The organism is Nostoc sp. UHCC 0302 (genome assembly GCF_038096175.1).
Taxonomy (GTDB): Bacteria; Cyanobacteriota; Cyanobacteriia; order Cyanobacteriales; family Nostocaceae; genus UHCC-0302.
Genome location: NZ_CP151099.1, coordinates 5,361,676 through 5,380,031, shown reverse-complemented (window position 1 = coordinate 5,380,031; position 18,356 = coordinate 5,361,676). Strand labels below are relative to the sequence as shown.

Sequence of the window (18,356 nt, the reverse complement as noted above, 5' to 3'; positions counted from 1 at the left end):
AAAACTTTTTTGCTGCGTAACCCATGACTCAAGAAACTTCTGCAAAAGCGATCATTGTTTTCGATATTGATGGCGTAGTCCGCGATGTTAGTGGTTCTTATCGTCGAGCGATCGCAGATACTGTAGAGTCTTTTACAGATAGCGCATATCGTCCAACACCATTAGATATTGACCAGTTGAAGTCTGAAGGGGTGTGGAATAACGATTGGGAAGCATCTCAGGAATTAATTTACCGCTACTTTGCCAATCAAGGACAAACCCGCGAACAATTGCAGTTGGACTACGATGCGATCGTTAGTTTTTTTCAATCCCGTTATCGAGGCCCAGACCCCAATAATTTAACAGGGTATATCTGTGATGAACCCTTATTGCTGCAATCTAGTTACTTAGAGCAACTTACACAAGCTGGAATTGCTTGGGGGTTTTTCAGCGGTGCGACTCGTACTTCTGCTAACTATGTATTAGAAAAACGCCTGGGCTTGCAATCTCCTGTATTGATTGCGATGGAGGATGCACCAGGTAAACCAGATCCCACCGGACTTTTCGCCACCGTTGATAAATTAGAGAATAAGCTTGAGCAAGCACCAACAATATTATATGTGGGGGATACAGTAGCAGATATGTATACCGTGCAGAAAGCACGGAATTTGGATGCTTCTCGTACTTGGATTGGTGTAGGTGTTTTACCGCCTCATGTGCAGGAAACAGCAGCGCGTGCTGAAGCCTATCGTCAGACACTAAGAGCAGCAGGAGCAGCCATAGTTTTGAATAATGTCCAGGAATTAACCCCAAGGGAAATTCAGGAATTGGTCACTCGACCTAGTTAATCTATGGTATAGGATCAATCAAGTTATGTGTGCATCAATAACTGGCTAATAGTAATCTTGCTCCAATTATTCGGAGATGAATAAAAATGCCTGCACTTCAACTACCTGACGGGCCTCAAGCTCACCCCTGGGTACAGACGTTTCAGTGGCTGAGTAACCCCGTAGAATATATGGAAGCTTGTGCTAAACGCTACGGTGATATATTTACTCTCCGCATCGGCCCAGTTTTTGCTCCTCAAGTATTTATTAGTAACCCCAAAGCAATTCAGCAGATTTTTTCCAGCGATCCTAAGCAGTTGGATTCTGGTGAATCAGCGGGTTTTAAATCGCCTTTGTTGGGGCAGCAATCACTACTAGCACTAGAAGGAAAGCCCCACCAGCGCCAGCGTAAGCTGTTAACTCCTCCGTTTCATGGGGAACGGATGCTGGCTTATGCTCAAGTAATTCAGAACATTACCGAGCAAGTAACTAGTCAATGGCAGGTGGGCGAAAGCTTTCCAGTTCTACCATCTATGCAGGCAATCTCCTTCCAGGTGATTTTAAAAGCTGTCTTTGGTTTAAAGGACGGTTCCCGTTACGAAAAACTCAAAGAACTCCTGCTGGAAAGGCTGAATCCAAAGAGGCCTCTTTTGCGGGCTATTCTGCTTAGCTTCCCGCTACTGCAACAAGATTTAGGTGAATGGAGTCCGTGGGGACGCTTGATGCGGCAACAGCAGCAAATGGACGAACTAATTTATACCGAAATTCAGGAACGCCGCTCACAATCAGATGCATCTCGGACTGATATCCTCTCTTTAATGATGGCAGCTCGCGATGAACACGGGCAGCCGATGACAGATGTAGAATTGCGCGATGAGTTAATCACCCTTTTATTTGCAGGTCATGAAACGACTGCAACTTCCTTAGCATGGGCATTGTACTGGATTCACCATCTGCCACAGGTGCGAGAAAAACTTTTGCAAGAATTAGATAGCTTAGGAGACAATCCTGATTTAAATAATATTTTGCGATCGCCTTATTTAAATGCTGTTTGTTCTGAAACGCTGCGCCTTTATCCAGTGGTAATGGTGACATTAAATCGAGTCGTCAAATCGCCACTAGAAGTTATGGGCTACCGATTTGAACCTGGTGCTTTACTAGCTCCCTGTATTTATTTAACCCACCAACGAGAAGATTTATATCCAGAACCAAAGCAGTTTAAACCAGAACGTTTTTTAGAACATCAATTTGCCCCCTCTGAGTATTTACCATTTGGTGGCGGTAACCGTCGCTGTATTGGTATGGCCTTTGCCCAATTCGAGATGAAACTGGTTTTGGCTCATGTGCTATCCCATTGGCAGATGGAATTGCTTGATAGCAAACCAATACAGCCAGTGCGTAGAAATGTTCTATTAGCGCCAGCAGAAGGCACTCAGATAGTAGTCAAGGGAAGGCGTTCTCAAAATCAGCGGACACTCCAAACTAGCTCTAGTTCAGTCTGAAGAAAACTAGGCTAAATAGAGCTAGCAACAGGCTCAGCAGGATGCTCTGAATGCACCCGCTTACCTGTCATTACCATCTTGAACCCAGCGGACGGGGCAAGGAAAAAGCCCCGACGCTGTGGTTTTATAGGTTGGTTATCACTCAGTACCAGTTGATAATTTGACAAAATTGTTGCCAATACCAGTTTCATTTCAAACATAGCCAATGCTGCACCAAGACAACGGCGATTACCCCCACCAAAAGCAAAAAACTCATATGGGGTAAATTGCCGTTCTAAAAAGCGTTCTGGCTTAAACTGTTTCGGTTCTGGATAAAGATCCTCGCGTTGGTGGGTGAGATAAATACAAGGAAGCAACGTGGTATTGGTATCAAAGTGATATTCTCCCACCTGCAAAGGAGCTTTCAAAATCCGGGGCCAAGTTAGGAATAGAGGAGGATATATACGCAGCGTCTCTTGACACACAGCAGTTAGATAGGGTAGACGAAAAATTTCACTAGGGTCTGGATTACTATTGAGGCTGTTGAGTTCTTGCAGCAGTTTTTCTCGCACCTCCGGGTGGTAGTGAATCCAATATAAACCCCAGCATAAAGAGGTAGCTGTGGTTTCGTGACCAGCTAAGAGTAAGGTGATTAATTCATCGTGCAACTCTTGATCTGTCATGCCTTCGCCCTGTTCGTCGCGAGCTGAAATCATCAAGGAGAGGATATCAGTGCGCTCAGGGTCGTTTTGTCTACGCCTGTCTTGAATTTCAGCGTAGAGTAGCTGATCAATTCGCTGCTGTCGACGGCGAAACCGTCCCCACGGACTCCAAGCCCCTAAATCTTTTTGCAAGAATTTGAAGAACAGCATAGATGCCCGTAATGGAGAGGCTGTCATATCCATCATTGCCGCTAGCAACTCTATTAGTTCTTGATAGCGCGGCCCTTCATGAAGACCAAAAACGGCTTGCAAGATGACTCTTAAACTAATTTCTTGCATGGATTCCCGGACAGCGAAGGGCTGATCAATTTTCCACTCACAGCTAACTTGTTTGGTGAGGGTACAAATTAAATCGCCATAAGCTTGCATCCGTTCGCCATGAAAAGGGGGGGTTAGCAAACGCCGCTGACGCTGGTGGCTAAATCCATCTAATAAAACTAGCGATGTTTCTCCTACCAAGATTTTTGCAAGTCCATTTCCTCGACCAGAGTCAAATAGTTTAGGGTCAGCGGTAAAAATTGTTTGAATTGCTTGCGGATGACTAACAAATACTGCTTCGGGGTAAAGATTACCCCAGTGGACAGTAAAGAAATCTCCATAACGTTGGAAATTTGTTTCCATGTAACCTAGAGGGTCAGCAATCCACTGTAATAACTGGAACCAAGAGGAAGATTTCGGCCCATCAGGTAATTTCATCTAAATATCCCTACTTGAGTTTTAAAAACTTATCCAAAGCAGCGACCATACTGGGAGGCCAACGGCGGATATTTGCCACCCAGTTGATATCTTTGTAGCGGCTATCGAGTCCATAAGCTGCTACCCAATTACTTTCGGCTTCACCTTGTTCTCCCTTTAACCAATAAGCAGCTGTGAGTGCAGCACGCATATCAGCAAACTTAGGATATTTACGGACGATATTCCGCATTTCTCGAATTGCTTGGTCGATTTGACCAGTTTCATAAAGGGCAAGGGCGTAGTTAGCACGGGCAAAAGCAAAATTCGGAGCGATCGCATTAGATTTTTGATAATCAGCGATCGCATCTTCCCATTTTCCTAAACCAGCTTTGGCATTGCCGCGATTGTTATACGCCATCGCATCCTTAGCATCAAGTTCTAGAACATGATTGTAATCAGCGATCGCTTCTTCCCATTTTCCCAATCCTTCCAAAGCTGCACCCCGGTTCAAATAAGGATCAGTAACATTGGGGGCTAGTTCTATAGCTTTGTTATAGTCTGCCAGCGCCTCTTGTAACTTGTTCTGACTTACCCGTGAATTGCCTCGGTTACTCCACGCCCCCGCATTAGTAGGAAACTGCTCAATAATCTTTGTCCAGTACTCTTCAGCTGTGGCAAAGTCACCTTTATTCGTCGCTGTAAACGCTTGAGTTGCCCACTCATCACCTTGTTTTAACTGTTCTTCAGTAATGCTGGACGGTTGGGGTTGTGCCATTACTGATTCACCCCAGCCAAACACAAGCAATAGACTGAGAATAATAGCAATTAACTTAAACATTTAGGTTTACCTGTATCTATAGGGATTGGGGAGTGGGGGAGTGGGGGAGTGGGGGAGTGGGGGAGATGAATCACTCATGATTAATGCCCAATGCCCTATGCCCTATGCCCCATGCTCCATCATTACAACAACGACAACTGTTCATTAGGCGGGGTAAACCCCAAATGCTTATATGCCCCTTTTGTTGCCACTCTCCCGCGGGGAGTCCGACTTAAATAGCCAATCTGCATGAGATAAGGTTCGTATACTTCTTCAATTGTTTGAGTATCTTCGCCTGTAGCAGCAGCAATTGTTTCTAATCCTACTGGGCCGCCATTAAAATGTTCAATTATTACACTTAGCATTTTGCGGTCTGTCCAATCCAAGCCGCATGGATCTACTTGAAATAGTTGCAATGCTTCTGCTGCGATGCTTTCGGTAATCTCGCCAGATAATTTGACTTGAGCATAATCACGTACTCGCTTAAGTAATCTATTTGCAATACGTGGCGTTCCTCGCGATCGCCGAGCAATTTCTGTAGCGCCATCTTCTGTAATGGGAGTTTTGAGTAATTGAGCAGTTCGTAGTACAATTTGGCTCAATTCTTCAACTTCATAAAATCGTAGCTTCTGAACTAAACCAAAGCGATCGCGCAATGGTGAAGTCAGCGCACCCACACGCGTTGTCGCCCCCACTAAAGTAAACTTTGACAGTGGCACACTCCTAATCCGAGCGCTTGAACCCTTGCCAATAGTAATATCTAAACGATAATCTTCCATTGCTGGATAGAGAATTTCTTCTGACATCCGCGACAGGCGATGAATTTCATCTACAAACAGGATATCTCCTGGTTTAAGGTTCACTAGTAGCCCCGCAATATCTCTGGGACGTTCTAGGGCTGGCGCACTGGTAATTTTGTAATTTACCCCCATCTCCGATGCTAAAATCATCGCCATTGTAGTTTTGCCCAATCCCGGCGGGCCATACAGTAGCAAGTGATCCAGCACCTCACCGCGAGACTTAGCCGCTTTGATGGCAATATCTAATACATCTTTTAAGTCTTTTTGCCCAATGTAATCGGCAAATCGCTGTGGTCGAATACCCTCTTCTTGCTTATCTTGTTCATCAATAGCAGCTTCAGGTTGCAAAATGTTGTCCGTGGAGGGTACTTTTGCTGACTCATGACGCTGCTTGGGTTGTCCGTTGGGTTCTGGAGGCTGTTTTTTCGAGGATATTATCGCCATAATTTCAGCTATCAAGGGAACTGGTGGGGCTGGGTAATGGAGGCTGGGGATTGGGGACTGGGGGTTGGGGAATAGGGAATTGGAAAAACTCTTCTATTGTCCCTTTGAAGTTCTGTTCGCCGAAAGTCGACGCCCAGACTTTTCTTTTTGTCTTCTTTGTCCTCCCAGTCCCCAGTCCCTAATCCCCAGTCCCCATTCACACGGGTGCGAAAATTTTCGTTTGGGAATACCCGCATCAATTTAAAATTTAAATTCCGGTCAATTACCCAGAAGTGCAAAAGTTGCTATGTTATCTAAAAGAATCTTACCGTGCTTAGATGTGAAGGCGGGACGGGTTGTAAAAGGAGTTAACTTTGTTGAGCTTAAGGATGCAGGCGATCCGGTAGAGCTGGCAAAGGTTTACAACGAAGCCGGTGCGGATGAGTTAGTATTTCTGGATATTACAGCCACTCATGAAGATCGAGGCATTATTCTTGATGTAGTCTACCGTACTGCTGAACAGGTCTTTATTCCGTTAACTGTGGGTGGTGGCATCCAATCCTTAGAAAATGTTAAAGCTTTGTTACGAGCTGGCGCAGACAAGGTTAGTATTAATTCTGCGGCAGTGCGAGAACCAAACTTAATTAATCGGGCAAGCGATCGCTTTGGTAATCAGTGCATAGTTATTGCTATTGATGCTAGGCGCAGAATTGACCCTCATAATCCTGGTTGGAATGTATATGTGCGAGGTGGCAGGGAAAACACAGGCTTAGATGCTTTACTGTGGGCGCAAGAAGTTGAAAAACGGGGGGCCGGAGAACTGCTAGTTACAAGTATGGATGCTGATGGTACTCAAGCAGGTTATGACCTGGAGCTAACAAGAGCGATCGCTGATTCTGTGGAGATTCCAGTTATTGCTTCTGGTGGCGCAGGTAATTGCGAACATATCTATGAAGCCCTAACGCAAGGCAAAGCTGAAGCAGCATTACTGGCTTCGCTTTTACATTACGGTCAACTAAGTGTGACACAAATCAAAAATTATTTAGGCGATCGTAACGTACCAGTCAGAATTTTATCCTGATTTATGCTTCCTCCGTCAATGACAACTAACCCAGGTTAGACACACTTCTCTCAAAGGGTGTTAATATTGGTTTACATCTATTAAGATATATTAACAAATATGTTACTTCCTATTTTACTTTTTGATGTAGCCTTGGTGGCGTGGTCGCTGCACCTGATGGAAAAAGCTTACGAAAATAAAGAGTTTTCTCTCATGTTGGCTGGTACATTAGTAGCTTTAGCTGCTGCTGCCATGCTAGTTGTTTACTTTCTCATGGGACACTGCATGAGCTATTTGTTGCAAGTGTCTTAAGCCATGCTGAGGAGCCAGCGCATTGCTTTGATTTCCAAAGTTGTAGCGGCTGGCGTCGGTAATACTTGACTCAGATAACGGGCATTGCTAACTCAGAGAAAAAACTTGACAAAGTAAAAAATATTAAGATAAGATTAAAAACGGATTTTATGGGGTTATAGCTCAGTTGGTAGAGCACCTCAATGGCATTGAGGGGGTCAGCGGTTCGAATCCGCTTAGCTCCATCCCATATACCTCACTCTCTTATATTCAATTGGGTTATTGGAAGTATAAGCTTTCGTAACAGAAAGTTCATATCTCCCATACACCTTATAAATATTCTGTTGCCAATTTTTTAGAGTTAATAAAAATATCCCCAAAGTTATAGTGAGCTTGATTTTTAACTACCCTAAATTGAATAAATAAATCCCAGAAATCAAGCTCAACAACCCAGACTCTAAGAAATGGATATGATAGAAAAGTGGATAAAACTTAAAGAATATTCATCAAATGCTGGTTCACTCCTCCGGTTTGTCCAAGGTCAAAGACTCAGTAACAGAGAAAATCTTCTTAGGTAATGAACCCAATGCCGAATTAATTGCAATTCTGACTGTCTACTTCGTCCAAGGAATTTTGGGGCTGGCGCGTCTAGCTATCAGCTTTTTCCTTAAAGATGAACTGATGCTGACTCCGGTTCAGGTATCAGCGTTATTGGGAATTGTTTTCTTACCTTGGATGGTGAAGCCACTGTTTGGCTTTATCTCTGACGGCTTTCCCATATTTGGCTATCGCAGGCGTCCATACTTGGTTTTATCTGGAATACTGGGAGCGGCTTCTTGGGTGAGTCTGGCCACAATAGTTCATACTAGCTGGGCAGCTACGGTGGCGATCGCCTTAAGTTCACTCTCCGTCGCTCTCAGTGATGTGATAGTTGATTCGCTGGTTGTCGAAAGAGCCAGAACAGAATCTCAAGCACAAGCAGGTTCATTACAATCTCTGTGCTGGGGTGCTTCCGCAATTGGAGCTTTGATTACAGCTTACTTTAGCGGTGTACTTTTAGAGCATTTCACCACCCACACAGTCTTTTGGATTACCGCCTTATTCCCCCTCATCGTCTCAGTGGTAGCATGGTTGATTGCCGAATCTCCGGTGAGTAAAGATGCTCAAGAAAGTAATCACCTCAAGTTCATAAAAATCAAGCATCAAGTAGGACAACTGCGCGAAGTCTTTACTCAAAGAGCCATTTGGCTACCAACAGCCTTTATCTTCATCTGGCAAGCTACCCCAAGCGCTGAATCAGCCTTTTTCTACTTCTCTACCAACGAACTACACTTTCAACCAGAATTCTTGGGGCGAGTGCAGTTGGTGACAAGCTTTGCTTCTCTAGCTGGAGTTTGGATTTTTCAACGTTTCCTTAAAAGTATCCCTTTCCGCGTGATTTTTCGTTGGAGTATCATCCTTTCTGCAACTTTAGGGATGACAACACTGCTATTAGTGACTCACGCAAACAGGTCATTAGGTATAGATGATCACTGGTTTAGTTTGAGTGATAGTCTGATTCTCTCCGTGATGGGAAAAATAGCTTTCATGCCAGTGATGGTATTAGCAGCAAGGCTTTGTCCATCTGGAGTAGAAGCGACATTATTTGCTTTGATTATGTCAGTATTTAATTTAGGTGGGACAGTTTCCCGTGGGTTTGAAGCATTAATCATGCATTGGCTGGGAATTACCGCAACTAACTTTGACTTGCTGTGGCTGTTAGTTGTAATTGCTAATGTCAGCACACTGTTACCCTTACTATTTCTTCACTGGCTACCTAATGCAGAGGAGCAAACACAAACACCGATTTTGCAACCTGCCTCAGCAAATAATAGAGAACAACCGTTTTCTCCTGATTTGATGCCTGAGTTGATATTGCGAGAACCAGAATCAAAAGCAGTAGAGTAACGACGAAATACAGTAGAGACGCGATTAATCGCGTCTGCTGGAATTTTGTAAAAATCGAGAAGATGCTTGTGGATTGATTATCTTTGTGTCTTCAACCAATTTAAGAGTTTGTACCCAGTTTAATAAATAGATATCAAGCAGATGCAGAATTTAGAGATTCGAGAAAACGCAGTTCGAGAAAAATCTTACACTCGTGCAGACTGGCAGGGAGGATATGATTCTCTCACCCAAGAGTTTGATTATCAAATTGATGATGTAGAAGGGCAAATTCCCACAGAACTGCAAGGAACGCTATTTAGAAACGGCCCTGGTTTACTGGATGTGAATGGACAACGCATTCATCACCCCTTTGATGGTGATGGAATGATTAGCCGAATTACCTTTGTCAATGGTCATGCTCATTTCCGTAATCGTTTTATTCACACTGAGGGCTATTTAGCAGAACAAAAAGCTGGAAAAATTCTCTACCGTGGTGTCTTTGGTACTCAAAAACCTGGTGGTTGGCTAGCTAATTTGTTTGACTTTCAAATCAAAAATATTGCCAACACCAATGTCATCTATTGGGGTAATAAACTTTTGGCACTATGGGAAGCAGCTGAACCCCATCGTCTCGACCCTTACACACTAGAAACTTTGGGGAGAGAATATTTTAATGGTGTTTTATCAACAGGTGAAGCTTTTGGCGCACATCCTCGTTTAGATCCCAGTTGTGAGCAAGATGGGGGCGCACCTTGCCTTGTAAACTTTTCTATTAAGCCGGGATTATCTACCACAATTACTATTTTCGAGCTAAACCCAGCAGGAGAAATAATCAGAAAGCACGCTCATAGTGTTCCGGGTTTTTGTTTTATTCACGATTTTGTTGTTACTCCTAATTACTGCATCTTATTTCAAAATCCTGTCAGCTTTAATCCCATACCTTTTGCTTTGGGAATACGTGCAGCAGGGGAATGTATCAAGTTTCAGCCAAATCAGCCAACTCGCATTATAATTATTCCTCGCACACCCGAAAAAGAGCAAACAGGTGTCAGAATTTTGGAAACTCAATCTGGTTTTGTCTTCCACCACATTAATGCTTTTGAGGTGAAGGATGAAATTTTTATTGACTCTATCTGCTATGAATCGTTACCTGAAGTAGAGCCAGAAAGCGATTTTCGGCAAGTTGATTTTGAGGCACTTACGCCTGGACAACTTTGGCGATTTAATCTCAACCTCAAGGATGGGATAGTCAAACAGGAATTGATTGAAAAGCGCTGTTGTGAGTTTCCCACCATACATCCGGCTAATGTGGGACGCCCTTATCGATATTCATACATAGGTGCGGCTCATGCAGAGACTGGTAATGCTCCGTTGCAAGCATTGCTAAAAATGGATTTAGAGTCAGGAGAAAGACAAATTTGGAGTGCTGCACCCCTTGGCTTTATGGGTGAGCCAGTTTTTGTCCCACGCCCAGGTTCTCAAAAGGAAGATGATGGTTGGGTACTGGCTTTAGTTTATGATGCTGCTCATCATCGGTCAGATGTGGTGATTTTGGATGCCAGTGATTTCTCGAAAGGTGCGATCGCTCGGTTGCATCTCAAGCATCATATACCCTACGGTCTACATGGCAGTTTCACTTCTAAAGTGTTTGCAGCAACTTGATTTTTGAGTTAGTGATCGCCACAGATGATTACAGAAAAAACTAATCTGTATTCATCTCCACTATCATAAAACTAAAATAAAAATGTAACAAAAACTACAAAATGCTTATTTTCTCCAAAAAAAAGGTTTAAGCTAGGCATATATATATGACTCGCGAAGATACCGCGATCAGGAGAAAATTTTATGATTTCAACACCTACGCTGCCGCTGGAAGCTGCTTCTCCAGCGCATATTTGTCCATTCGATCAAGCCTGTAGCTATCTAGAGGCGGCAGCTAAAGAATTAAAGCTAGACCAAGGTTTATTAGAAATCCTCAGCCACCCACGCAAGGTCGTGACGGTTTCCATTCCCGTGAAACTGGATAATGGTCTAGTGCAAGTTCTCGCTGGACATCGGGTACAGCATTCCGATGTCTTAGGCCCCTACAAAGGTGGAATTCGTTATCATCCAGCTGTCACATTACGAGAAGTATCAGCCCTGGCAATGCTGATGACTTGGAAATGTGCATTGTTGGGTATTCCTTACGGCGGTGCTAAGGGAGGTATTGCTATAGATCCTAAACGCTATAGTGTCGGCGAGTTAGAGCGGATTAGTCGTCGTTATATGAGCGAATTAATTAAAGATATCGGCCCTTCCGTAGACATACCTGCGCCTGATATGGGTACATCTGCCCGTGAGATGGCTTGGATGATGGATACTTATTCTGTAAATGTCGGTCATGCTGTGCCTGGAGTTGTAACTGGTAAACCACTTTCTGTAGGTGGTTCGCGGGGACGAGAAATGGCTACAGGACGCGGTGTGATGATTATTGTGCGTGAAGCCTTAGCAGACCAAGGTAAATCTTTAGAGGGCGTGCGAGTAGTTATCCAAGGTTTTGGGAATGTCGGCTGTGCCGCAGCAGAATTGTTATACCAAGCAGGAGCGAAAATTATCGCTGTGTCAACAGGTGCTGGAGGAGTATTTTCTCAAGCTGGTCTTAATATTCCTGCATTGAAAGCCTACGCTGCCCAAAACCGCAAGAGTGTTGTAGGTTTTGAGCAAGCAGTATCAATTAGCAATGCAGATTTATTAACTTTGCCCTGTGACGTCTTAATCCCCGCAGCTTTGGAAAACCAGATTAATGAAGAAAATGTTAATCAGGTGCAAGCGCAGATGGTAGCAGAAGCCGCTAATGGCCCAGTTACGCTTGAGGCTAACCTGTCGCTAGAGGCGCGGGGTGTGACAGTGTTACCTGATATTTTGGCGAATGCTGGCGGTGTGGTAGTTAGCTATCTAGAGTGGGTACAAGGTCTTTCCTACCTGTTTTGGGATGAAGAGCGCGTCAACCGCGAGATGGAACACCTGATGGTGCAAGCTTACCATCAAGTAATTCAGCAGTCGAAGTTGCGACAAATTCCTCTGCGATTAGCAGCTTATACTTTGGGTGTGGGTAGAGTGGCGCAAGCGCTGAGTGATAGGGGTCTTTATCCTTAATTTTTTATACTAAATAGTTCGCGAGGCAGATAAAACAATAATTTATCTGCCTCGTTTTGTTTGGAATTAAAATTGCATAGAAGCTCAATTGAGCTAAATTAACCTGAGTTCGGGATAAGGAAAGGGACAGGTAGTAAGCTGAAAATAACGTCAAATCCAGCACCTGTCCTATGTTTAGTTTAGAATTTTTGTTCTGCCATGTAGATGATTTTTGTAAGGCGTTTGAAAGCCAATGGCACAAAAAGCTGTTGGTACATCGAGGAATAAGACGGATTCGGGCTAGAAGTCTGTGTTTGAATGAAATAATGACGATACTGATTGCATTTCATCAAAATCACTACCGGAATTTCAAGCATTTTTATTTGAATCATGTCAAACAGCAATGGAGTTGTGCTTTTCCGGGACTGCCGAGTTATCAACGATTCATTGAATGGATACCATCAACCTTGATACCTTTGTGCGTTTACCTGAAGCATTGTTTTGGACGGTGTACGGGTATCGGTTTTATCGATTCAACATGTCTGAAGGTCTGCCATAATCGTCGGATTTCTCGGCATAAGGTTTTTGAAGGTTTAGCAGTTCGTGGAAAGACTTCTGTGGATTGGTTTTTCGGGTTTAAGCAACATAAAAGTCGTCAATGAACTTGGTCAACTCTTAAATGTGGTTCTTACTCCTGGTAATATTGATGACCGTCAACCAGTTCCCGATTTCCTCAGTGATCTGTTTGGCAAAATATTTGGCGTTAGCGAAGCTTACCGAAGGTATCGCGGATATGTCTCTCAAAAACTGGCTTCTCAACTTTTGCAAGAGTTCGACATTAAATTTTTTGCCAAACCCCGTCGCAACATGAAAAACTATTTGATGCATCTCCATGATAAGCTCTTATCCCGTAAACGCTCCATTATTGAGACTATTAACGATCAACTTAAGAATATTTCTCAAATCGAACATTCTAGACACCGAAGCCCCGTTAATTTCTGCGTTAACGTTCTGTGCGGATTAATCGCTTATTGCCATCAACCTAACAAACCCAGCCTTCAAATGGAATGGCTTTTACCTCAATCTGCTTAACCCGAACTCAGGTTAGTTAGGCTTTAGCACCAAAAAACATAAATAGGATGCACAAAATTAGCTGTGTCAACCCACAACTAAAGAGACAAAGTAATGATTTTTAAAGGTTTTAGCCTTAAGTTGACACCAATGATAGCTGTACACCCTAGTGGGTGTAACGAAAAGCTAGAGCATTCCTGGATTGCCTAATTTATTGAACAAATCCGGTATACGCTACCTAATTAGTGATGCTTTGAAAGAAGTTCGCTGTTCATTACTTCCGCTTTGCTAGTAGAGAGGGGTTACAAGTGAGGTTCTTCAACGCAAACAACGAATTGCTTCTAACAACCCTCTGGCTTTATTTAGTGTCTCTTCGTATTCTTTCTCAGGCTCAGAATCAGCTACTAAACCCGCACCGGCTTGCACTGTCACAGTGTTATCCCGTACTACCATTGTACGAATTGCTATAGCACTATTTAATTGCCCTTCAAAATCATAATATCCATATACACCGGAATAAACGCCTCGACGATTAGGCTCTAACTCATGGATAATTTCCATTGCCCGAATTTTCGGTGCGCCGCTGACTGTACCTGCTGGGAAGCAAGCTTTTAGTAAATCCCAAGCGGTTTTATCTGGTGCTAATTTACCTACAACATTGCTGACAATGTGCATCACATGAGAATAGCGCTCAACCACCATTAATTCATCAACTTTGACGCTACCACTTAGACAAACACGCCCCAAATCATTCCGCCCTAAATCCACTAACATCACGTGTTCGGCAATTTCTTTGGGGTCTTGAAGTAAATCCTCAGCTAGGGCTGCATCTTCCTGGGTGGTTTTACCTCGTGGACGTGTCCCGGCTATGGGGCGTACTGTTGCTATTACTCCGCCATCTGGGTCTAGTTCTGCTTTCACCATTACTTCTGGACTAGAACCGATGATTTGCCAATCTTGAAAGTGAAAGTAAGCCATGTAAGGCGAAGGATTTATTTGACGTAATGAGCGGTAAAGCGCAAAGGGGTCTCCTGTGTATGCTGTTGATAGTCGCTGAGAAATGACTACTTGAAAGATATCGCCAGCTTTGATATATTCTTTTGCTTTTTGGACACTTGTACAATAATCAGAACGGGTAAAGTTACTGTCATACCCCTGCGCTCCTTCTGCTCCCCCTATCTTCTTACTTCCTGGGGGTGTCCATGCCAATTTAGTATTTTGTAGCGATAGAGGCATAGATAGCTTGTTGAGCATCTGGGTGACGCGATCGCACGCCTGCTGATAAGCTGCTTCTAAATCAACTTTGGGGTCACGCAAATCAGCATAAGCAACTGCCCAAATTTTCCGTTTTACTTGGTCAAAAATTAATAACTGGTCTACCTGCATCCACAACCCGTCTGGGATATTTCTCTCATCTGGTGGATGAACTGGTACGCGCGGTTCTATCCAGCGAATTAATTCATAACCCCAAAATCCAAACAATCCACCAATTCCTGGCGGGAGTTGGGGTAACTTGACTGGCTGATAAGTTGACAAACATTCGGCTAAAGCTTTGAAGGGGTCGCCTTCAAAAACGACTTGCGAACCATTGCGGTATGTTTGGGTAGTGCGATCGCCCCTGGCTTCCAAAATCCATAATGGGTCACAACCTAATAAACTATAACGTCCCAGTTTTTCCCCACCTTCCACAGATTCCAACAAAAAGCTATAAGGCTGTCCTGCACAGACTTTATACCAAGCCGATACTGGCGTATCTAAGTCTGCTACCCATTCCTGGTACACAGGGACAAAATTTCCTTGTTGGGCTATGTTGCAAAACTGGGAAAAATCAGGAAAAGTCATAATTTTTTCAACAAGGTAATGCGTAATAGGTAATAGATAATTGTCTTTCTTAGCGATTACCAACTACCCATTACCTATTAACTACTAACAGCTAGTACAGCATAGCGAAAATATACAAACAGTCTCACAAAATCCAAAAGCTGAGTAATTCAAGGCTTTAGAATTTTGTGAGAAGTGTAAATGGCAGCTTTTACCGCTGAGAACTGCGGTAATTTAGAATTCTGCTAAGCGATACTAGTTATGGAGCGTCGAAGGTAGTAACGCCGCTAAACTTAAGTTTAGCTGGACTGGGATTTTCTCCGATACGACGGTCTACATAACGCACTTTTTCACGACCTGGATTCACCTTTTCTGGGAATACACCATCAGCTGGGTGCAGGTATTGAATTTCACCGTTGGGGTAAATTCGGTAAATTTTGTAGTCTGTGATTTTGAATTTCCGGAGTTGACCACCCAAAGCAATGCCATATTCTTTGCGAGCTATGTAGAGCAGGTTTTCACCTTTCCGCATAGTAGCAGCACCGCCTGTGGGCAATTCAAATACTTGCTCCTTGGGGCTAGTCCAAGTGATAGCGTACTTTTCTTCCACTTTTGCTTTTGTCAGCAAGCCGCCTGTGCTGCCAGCAAATAACGGGGTTTGTCCCGAAAGTGTTTCTGCCATAAGTATTCTCTCAACGTTTTTAGGGCATCGTAACACCGCCATTACGATCATATTGCGATCGCGTCATAGACTGTAACAGTTTTTAGTCATTGGTCATTAGTTATTCTCCTTCTCCCTCTGCTCCCTTGCCCCTCGGTCACTGAGCGTAGCCGTAAAGCCTGCGGCATAGCTGCGCTTAGGGCGCAGCCTCTCCCTGCGGGACGCTGCGCGAACGTAGAGAAGTGCTGCTCCCTGCCTCGTGCCTACCCCAGTCCTCAGCCTCAAGGCACTATTTACTCTTGACTTTTGACCGCTTTTCCTCTTTGATTCCCTGGACAATGGGAATGGTGAAGTGAAACTGACTACCCTGGTCTTTACCAGATGACTCTGCCCAAATTTCACCACCCCAGCCGTTGACAATTTGACGGCAAATGGCTAAACCAAGACCAGTACCGCCTGTAGTCCGTCGCAGCGCTCCTTCTTCTTGATAGAAGCGGTCAAAAACTATTTCTAGACGATTCGGTTCGATGCCGCGTCCAGTATCAGCCACTGTAACTTCAACCATTTGATTGCTGTTATGAATAGCTTTAATAGTGATTTTTCCTTGGGGTGGAGTAAATTTACAAGCGTTATCTATGAGTTTTGCCAGTACTTCTACCAGCCAATCACCGTCGGCTTTGACTAGAGGCAGGTCTTGGGCAATTTGAGCCTTAATTTGGGCTGGCTTTTCTGTTGAGGAACGCGTGCGATTTCGGCTAAGTGCTAAATCTACACATTCTTGTAAGCTCAATGATTCAGGATGCCATTCTACCCGTCCGCTTTCCAGGTTAGAAAGAGTGAGAAAATCTTGTACTAGTTTCCGCATCCTCTCTGAGTCAGTCAGAGCAGTATTGAGCATCACCTGCTGCAATTCCACGGGCATATCCGGCTCGCTGGCGAGACTTTCTAGGCACACCTGAATTGTGGATAGGGGGGTGCGAAGTTCGTGGCCGGTGATGGCTATGAGGTTGCTGCGGGTACGGTCTAGAGCTTCTAGTTGTTGGTTAAGTTCTTCTAGGTTAGCGTAAGCTTCGGCTTGGATGAGCGCTGCTCCTACTTGGGTGGCGATCGCTTCTACTAAATCTAATTCTCCAGATTGCCAATCGTGGGGTGGCATTCGGCAATAGTGTAACTCTACAATGCCTAACAATCGTCCCTGAAAAAATACTGGTTCTATCAGCCAAGAACGAATAGCAAATTTTTTGGCTATTAAGGAAAGTCCTGCCGAACTAGTCACGCGATAGTCGCTGAGCGTATCGTTAACACACAGACCCTCACCCTGTTGTACTATTTCCCGAAATAGGGGATTTTTTTCTAACTCCCAGGTTTGTCCAAGCACAGACACAGTACCAGGAGTCAAAAACTCGTGTTCAATTATGGCTTGGTGATCTGTACCTTGAGCGCGGTAAATTAGACAGCGACAAGCTTCTAAGTGTTGTCCTAGTTCTTGTGCTGCCACTTGCAGAACTTCGCGCGGATCGAGCGATCGCCGAATCGCAGTACTAATCGAGTTAACCAACCGTTCTTTACGTGCTTGAGCTGCAATTGAGCGGTAGGCTTTGTGCAATTTGTACTGGCTAGCCTGCAAATAAGTTACTAACCGCTGTACAAAAGGGTCTGTGTCGATGTCACAAGCGTATTCGCTCACCTGTTCTGTGCCAGAATCGCCTCTCGGCTCCCCTATGCCAAACCTTCGGCGTGCCTCCTCAATTTTGCTGAACAATTCTGGTCTGTAAATTGCAATTCTATCTAATAGCAATTCGGCGGCTTTGAGGCTCACTCCCCTCTCTGATGTCCAAATGCCTTCAAATCTTCGTGCTGTGTCCATATCCAAGCTAGGAATGAACTCTGGTAGTTCCCGATTTTTCGCTATAGAGCCAAGGCTTTCTCGGCAAACCAGACAGGTGGCATAATTGTCAGCAATCACTATCAGATGCCACTCCTGACTTAAGCCATCTTCTTGCTCAAAAGCTACCTTTTCGTAGTATTCGGAACTGTTAGTGAAATCAGTTTCTGGAGCAGATAATACATATATTTGATTGCTTCGCTGGGCAAGTCGCTCATAGCGATGAGCTTCTTGACGGTAGAAGCGCTCTCGTTGAAAGCTAGCAATTACGAGAGGTTGGACTAAAGTCCCAGCCAAAACCTGATCTTCCATCGCATGGGAGAGCGCTGTTAGTGAAGCCTTGAAATATAGCTGGGGCCGCAGGTAGGGTAGGGACTTTAGCAGATCACTCAGGACGGAAGTCGAAATGCTCATGAATTATCGTTAAACGCCCAATCTCAACAAGATCCACGTCACAGCTGCATTGTACTAATTACAACGGACTTTCAAGTTAAATAGACAGTTGCAATATGTAAAGAATGCTAAAAAGCACTTTTTGTCAGAGCAGGTGCAGCACTTTGCTACCATCTAAGAGGAGCGCGTGCAGCTTTGCTTTATTTATAAATTTAATCGTCTTAAGTACCAAATAGAGCAACAGCAGCCATATATTTTTCCTTAGCACCCTGAGTGCGATCGCCATCGATATGGTATAACCGTTCGTCACTTGATCTATTGGCTAATATCCTTATGTATTAAATAATCAGATTCTGACCAAAGTACTTACTTCACGGTAGATGTGGTTTGTAGATTTGGTAAGTGATAAT

Annotated in this window: 13 protein-coding genes, 1 tRNA gene and 1 pseudogene; 9 read left to right on the top strand and 6 right to left on the bottom strand. The window is 44.0% G+C overall.

From position 1 onward, the window contains the following. The first annotated feature begins 23 nt into the window (after positions 1 to 23). Both WKK05_RS23335 and WKK05_RS23330 read left to right on the top strand, forming a co-directional pair. Positions 24 to 827 (top strand): TIGR01548 family HAD-type hydrolase, encoded by an 804-nt coding sequence (locus WKK05_RS23335; RefSeq protein ID WP_341525445.1) that lies wholly within the window; start codon positions 24 to 26, stop codon positions 825 to 827. A gap of 86 nt (positions 828 to 913) precedes the next feature. Further along, entirely contained in the window at positions 914 to 2,308 is a 1,395-nt protein-coding gene (locus WKK05_RS23330) for a cytochrome P450 (protein WP_341525444.1), read from the top strand. Between the two features lie 11 nt (positions 2,309 to 2,319). Here WKK05_RS23330 and WKK05_RS23325 read toward each other — a convergent pair whose 3' ends face one another. The 3 genes from WKK05_RS23325 to ruvB all read right to left on the bottom strand — a co-directional run bounded on the left by WKK05_RS23325 (position 2,320) and on the right by ruvB (position 5,745). Continuing rightward, positions 2,320 to 3,705, bottom strand: a complete 1,386-nt coding sequence (locus WKK05_RS23325) for a cytochrome P450 (RefSeq protein WP_341525443.1) — start codon at positions 3,703 to 3,705, stop codon at positions 2,320 to 2,322. Positions 3,706 to 3,715: 10 nt separating this feature from the next. Next, positions 3,716 to 4,522 (bottom strand): tetratricopeptide repeat protein, encoded by an 807-nt coding sequence (locus tag WKK05_RS23320; protein ID WP_341525442.1) that lies wholly within the window; start codon positions 4,520 to 4,522, stop codon positions 3,716 to 3,718. A 122-nt stretch (positions 4,523 to 4,644) separates the two neighbouring features. Continuing rightward, positions 4,645 to 5,745 carry a Holliday junction branch migration DNA helicase RuvB gene (gene ruvB, locus WKK05_RS23315; protein WP_341525441.1) on the bottom strand — a complete coding sequence of 367 codons (1,101 nt, stop codon included), beginning with the start codon at positions 5,743 to 5,745 and terminating at the stop codon, positions 4,645 to 4,647. 286 nt (positions 5,746 to 6,031) lie between these two features. On the opposite strand from ruvB, the gene hisF reads away from it, so the two are divergent. From hisF to WKK05_RS23280, 7 genes and pseudogenes are all read left to right on the top strand, one after another. Then, on the top strand, positions 6,032 to 6,805 hold the full coding sequence (hisF, locus tag WKK05_RS23310; RefSeq protein WP_341525440.1) for an imidazole glycerol phosphate synthase subunit HisF: 774 nt from the start codon (positions 6,032 to 6,034) through the stop codon (positions 6,803 to 6,805). Positions 6,806 to 6,904: 99 nt separating this feature from the next. Then, positions 6,905 to 7,096, top strand: a complete 192-nt coding sequence (locus WKK05_RS23305; RefSeq protein WP_341525439.1) for a hypothetical protein — start codon at positions 6,905 to 6,907, stop codon at positions 7,094 to 7,096. 151 nt (positions 7,097 to 7,247) lie between these two features. Then, positions 7,248 to 7,320: transfer RNA gene (locus WKK05_RS23300), tRNA-Ala, on the top strand. A 265-nt stretch (positions 7,321 to 7,585) separates the two neighbouring features. Continuing rightward, on the top strand, positions 7,586 to 9,022 hold the full coding sequence (locus WKK05_RS23295) for a folate/biopterin family MFS transporter (protein WP_341525438.1): 1,437 nt from the start codon (positions 7,586 to 7,588) through the stop codon (positions 9,020 to 9,022). Between the two features lie 141 nt (positions 9,023 to 9,163). Beyond that, on the top strand, positions 9,164 to 10,663 hold the full coding sequence (locus tag WKK05_RS23290; RefSeq protein WP_341525437.1) for a carotenoid oxygenase family protein: 1,500 nt from the start codon (positions 9,164 to 9,166) through the stop codon (positions 10,661 to 10,663). Positions 10,664 to 10,846: 183 nt separating this feature from the next. Further along, a complete protein-coding gene (locus tag WKK05_RS23285) occupies positions 10,847 to 12,136 on the top strand; it encodes a Glu/Leu/Phe/Val dehydrogenase (RefSeq protein WP_341525435.1) in 1,290 nt (429 codons plus the stop codon). A gap of 170 nt (positions 12,137 to 12,306) precedes the next feature. Further along, positions 12,307 to 13,207: pseudogene (locus tag WKK05_RS23280) on the top strand (IS982 family transposase). Between the two features lie 297 nt (positions 13,208 to 13,504). Here the strand turns inward: WKK05_RS23280 and trpE are convergent. The 3 genes from trpE to WKK05_RS23265 form a co-directional block, all read right to left on the bottom strand. Then, positions 13,505 to 15,028, bottom strand: coding sequence for an anthranilate synthase component I (gene trpE / locus WKK05_RS23275; RefSeq protein ID WP_341525434.1), 1,524 nt, complete (start codon positions 15,026 to 15,028; stop codon positions 13,505 to 13,507). Between the two features lie 238 nt (positions 15,029 to 15,266). Further along, positions 15,267 to 15,689, bottom strand: coding sequence for a photosystem I reaction center subunit II PsaD (locus WKK05_RS23270; protein ID WP_341525433.1), 423 nt, complete (start codon positions 15,687 to 15,689; stop codon positions 15,267 to 15,269). Positions 15,690 to 15,957: 268 nt separating this feature from the next. Beyond that, positions 15,958 to 17,967, bottom strand: a complete 2,010-nt coding sequence (locus tag WKK05_RS23265; protein ID WP_341525432.1) for a DICT sensory domain-containing protein — start codon at positions 17,965 to 17,967, stop codon at positions 15,958 to 15,960. Positions 17,968 to 18,356: the final 389 nt, after the last annotated feature.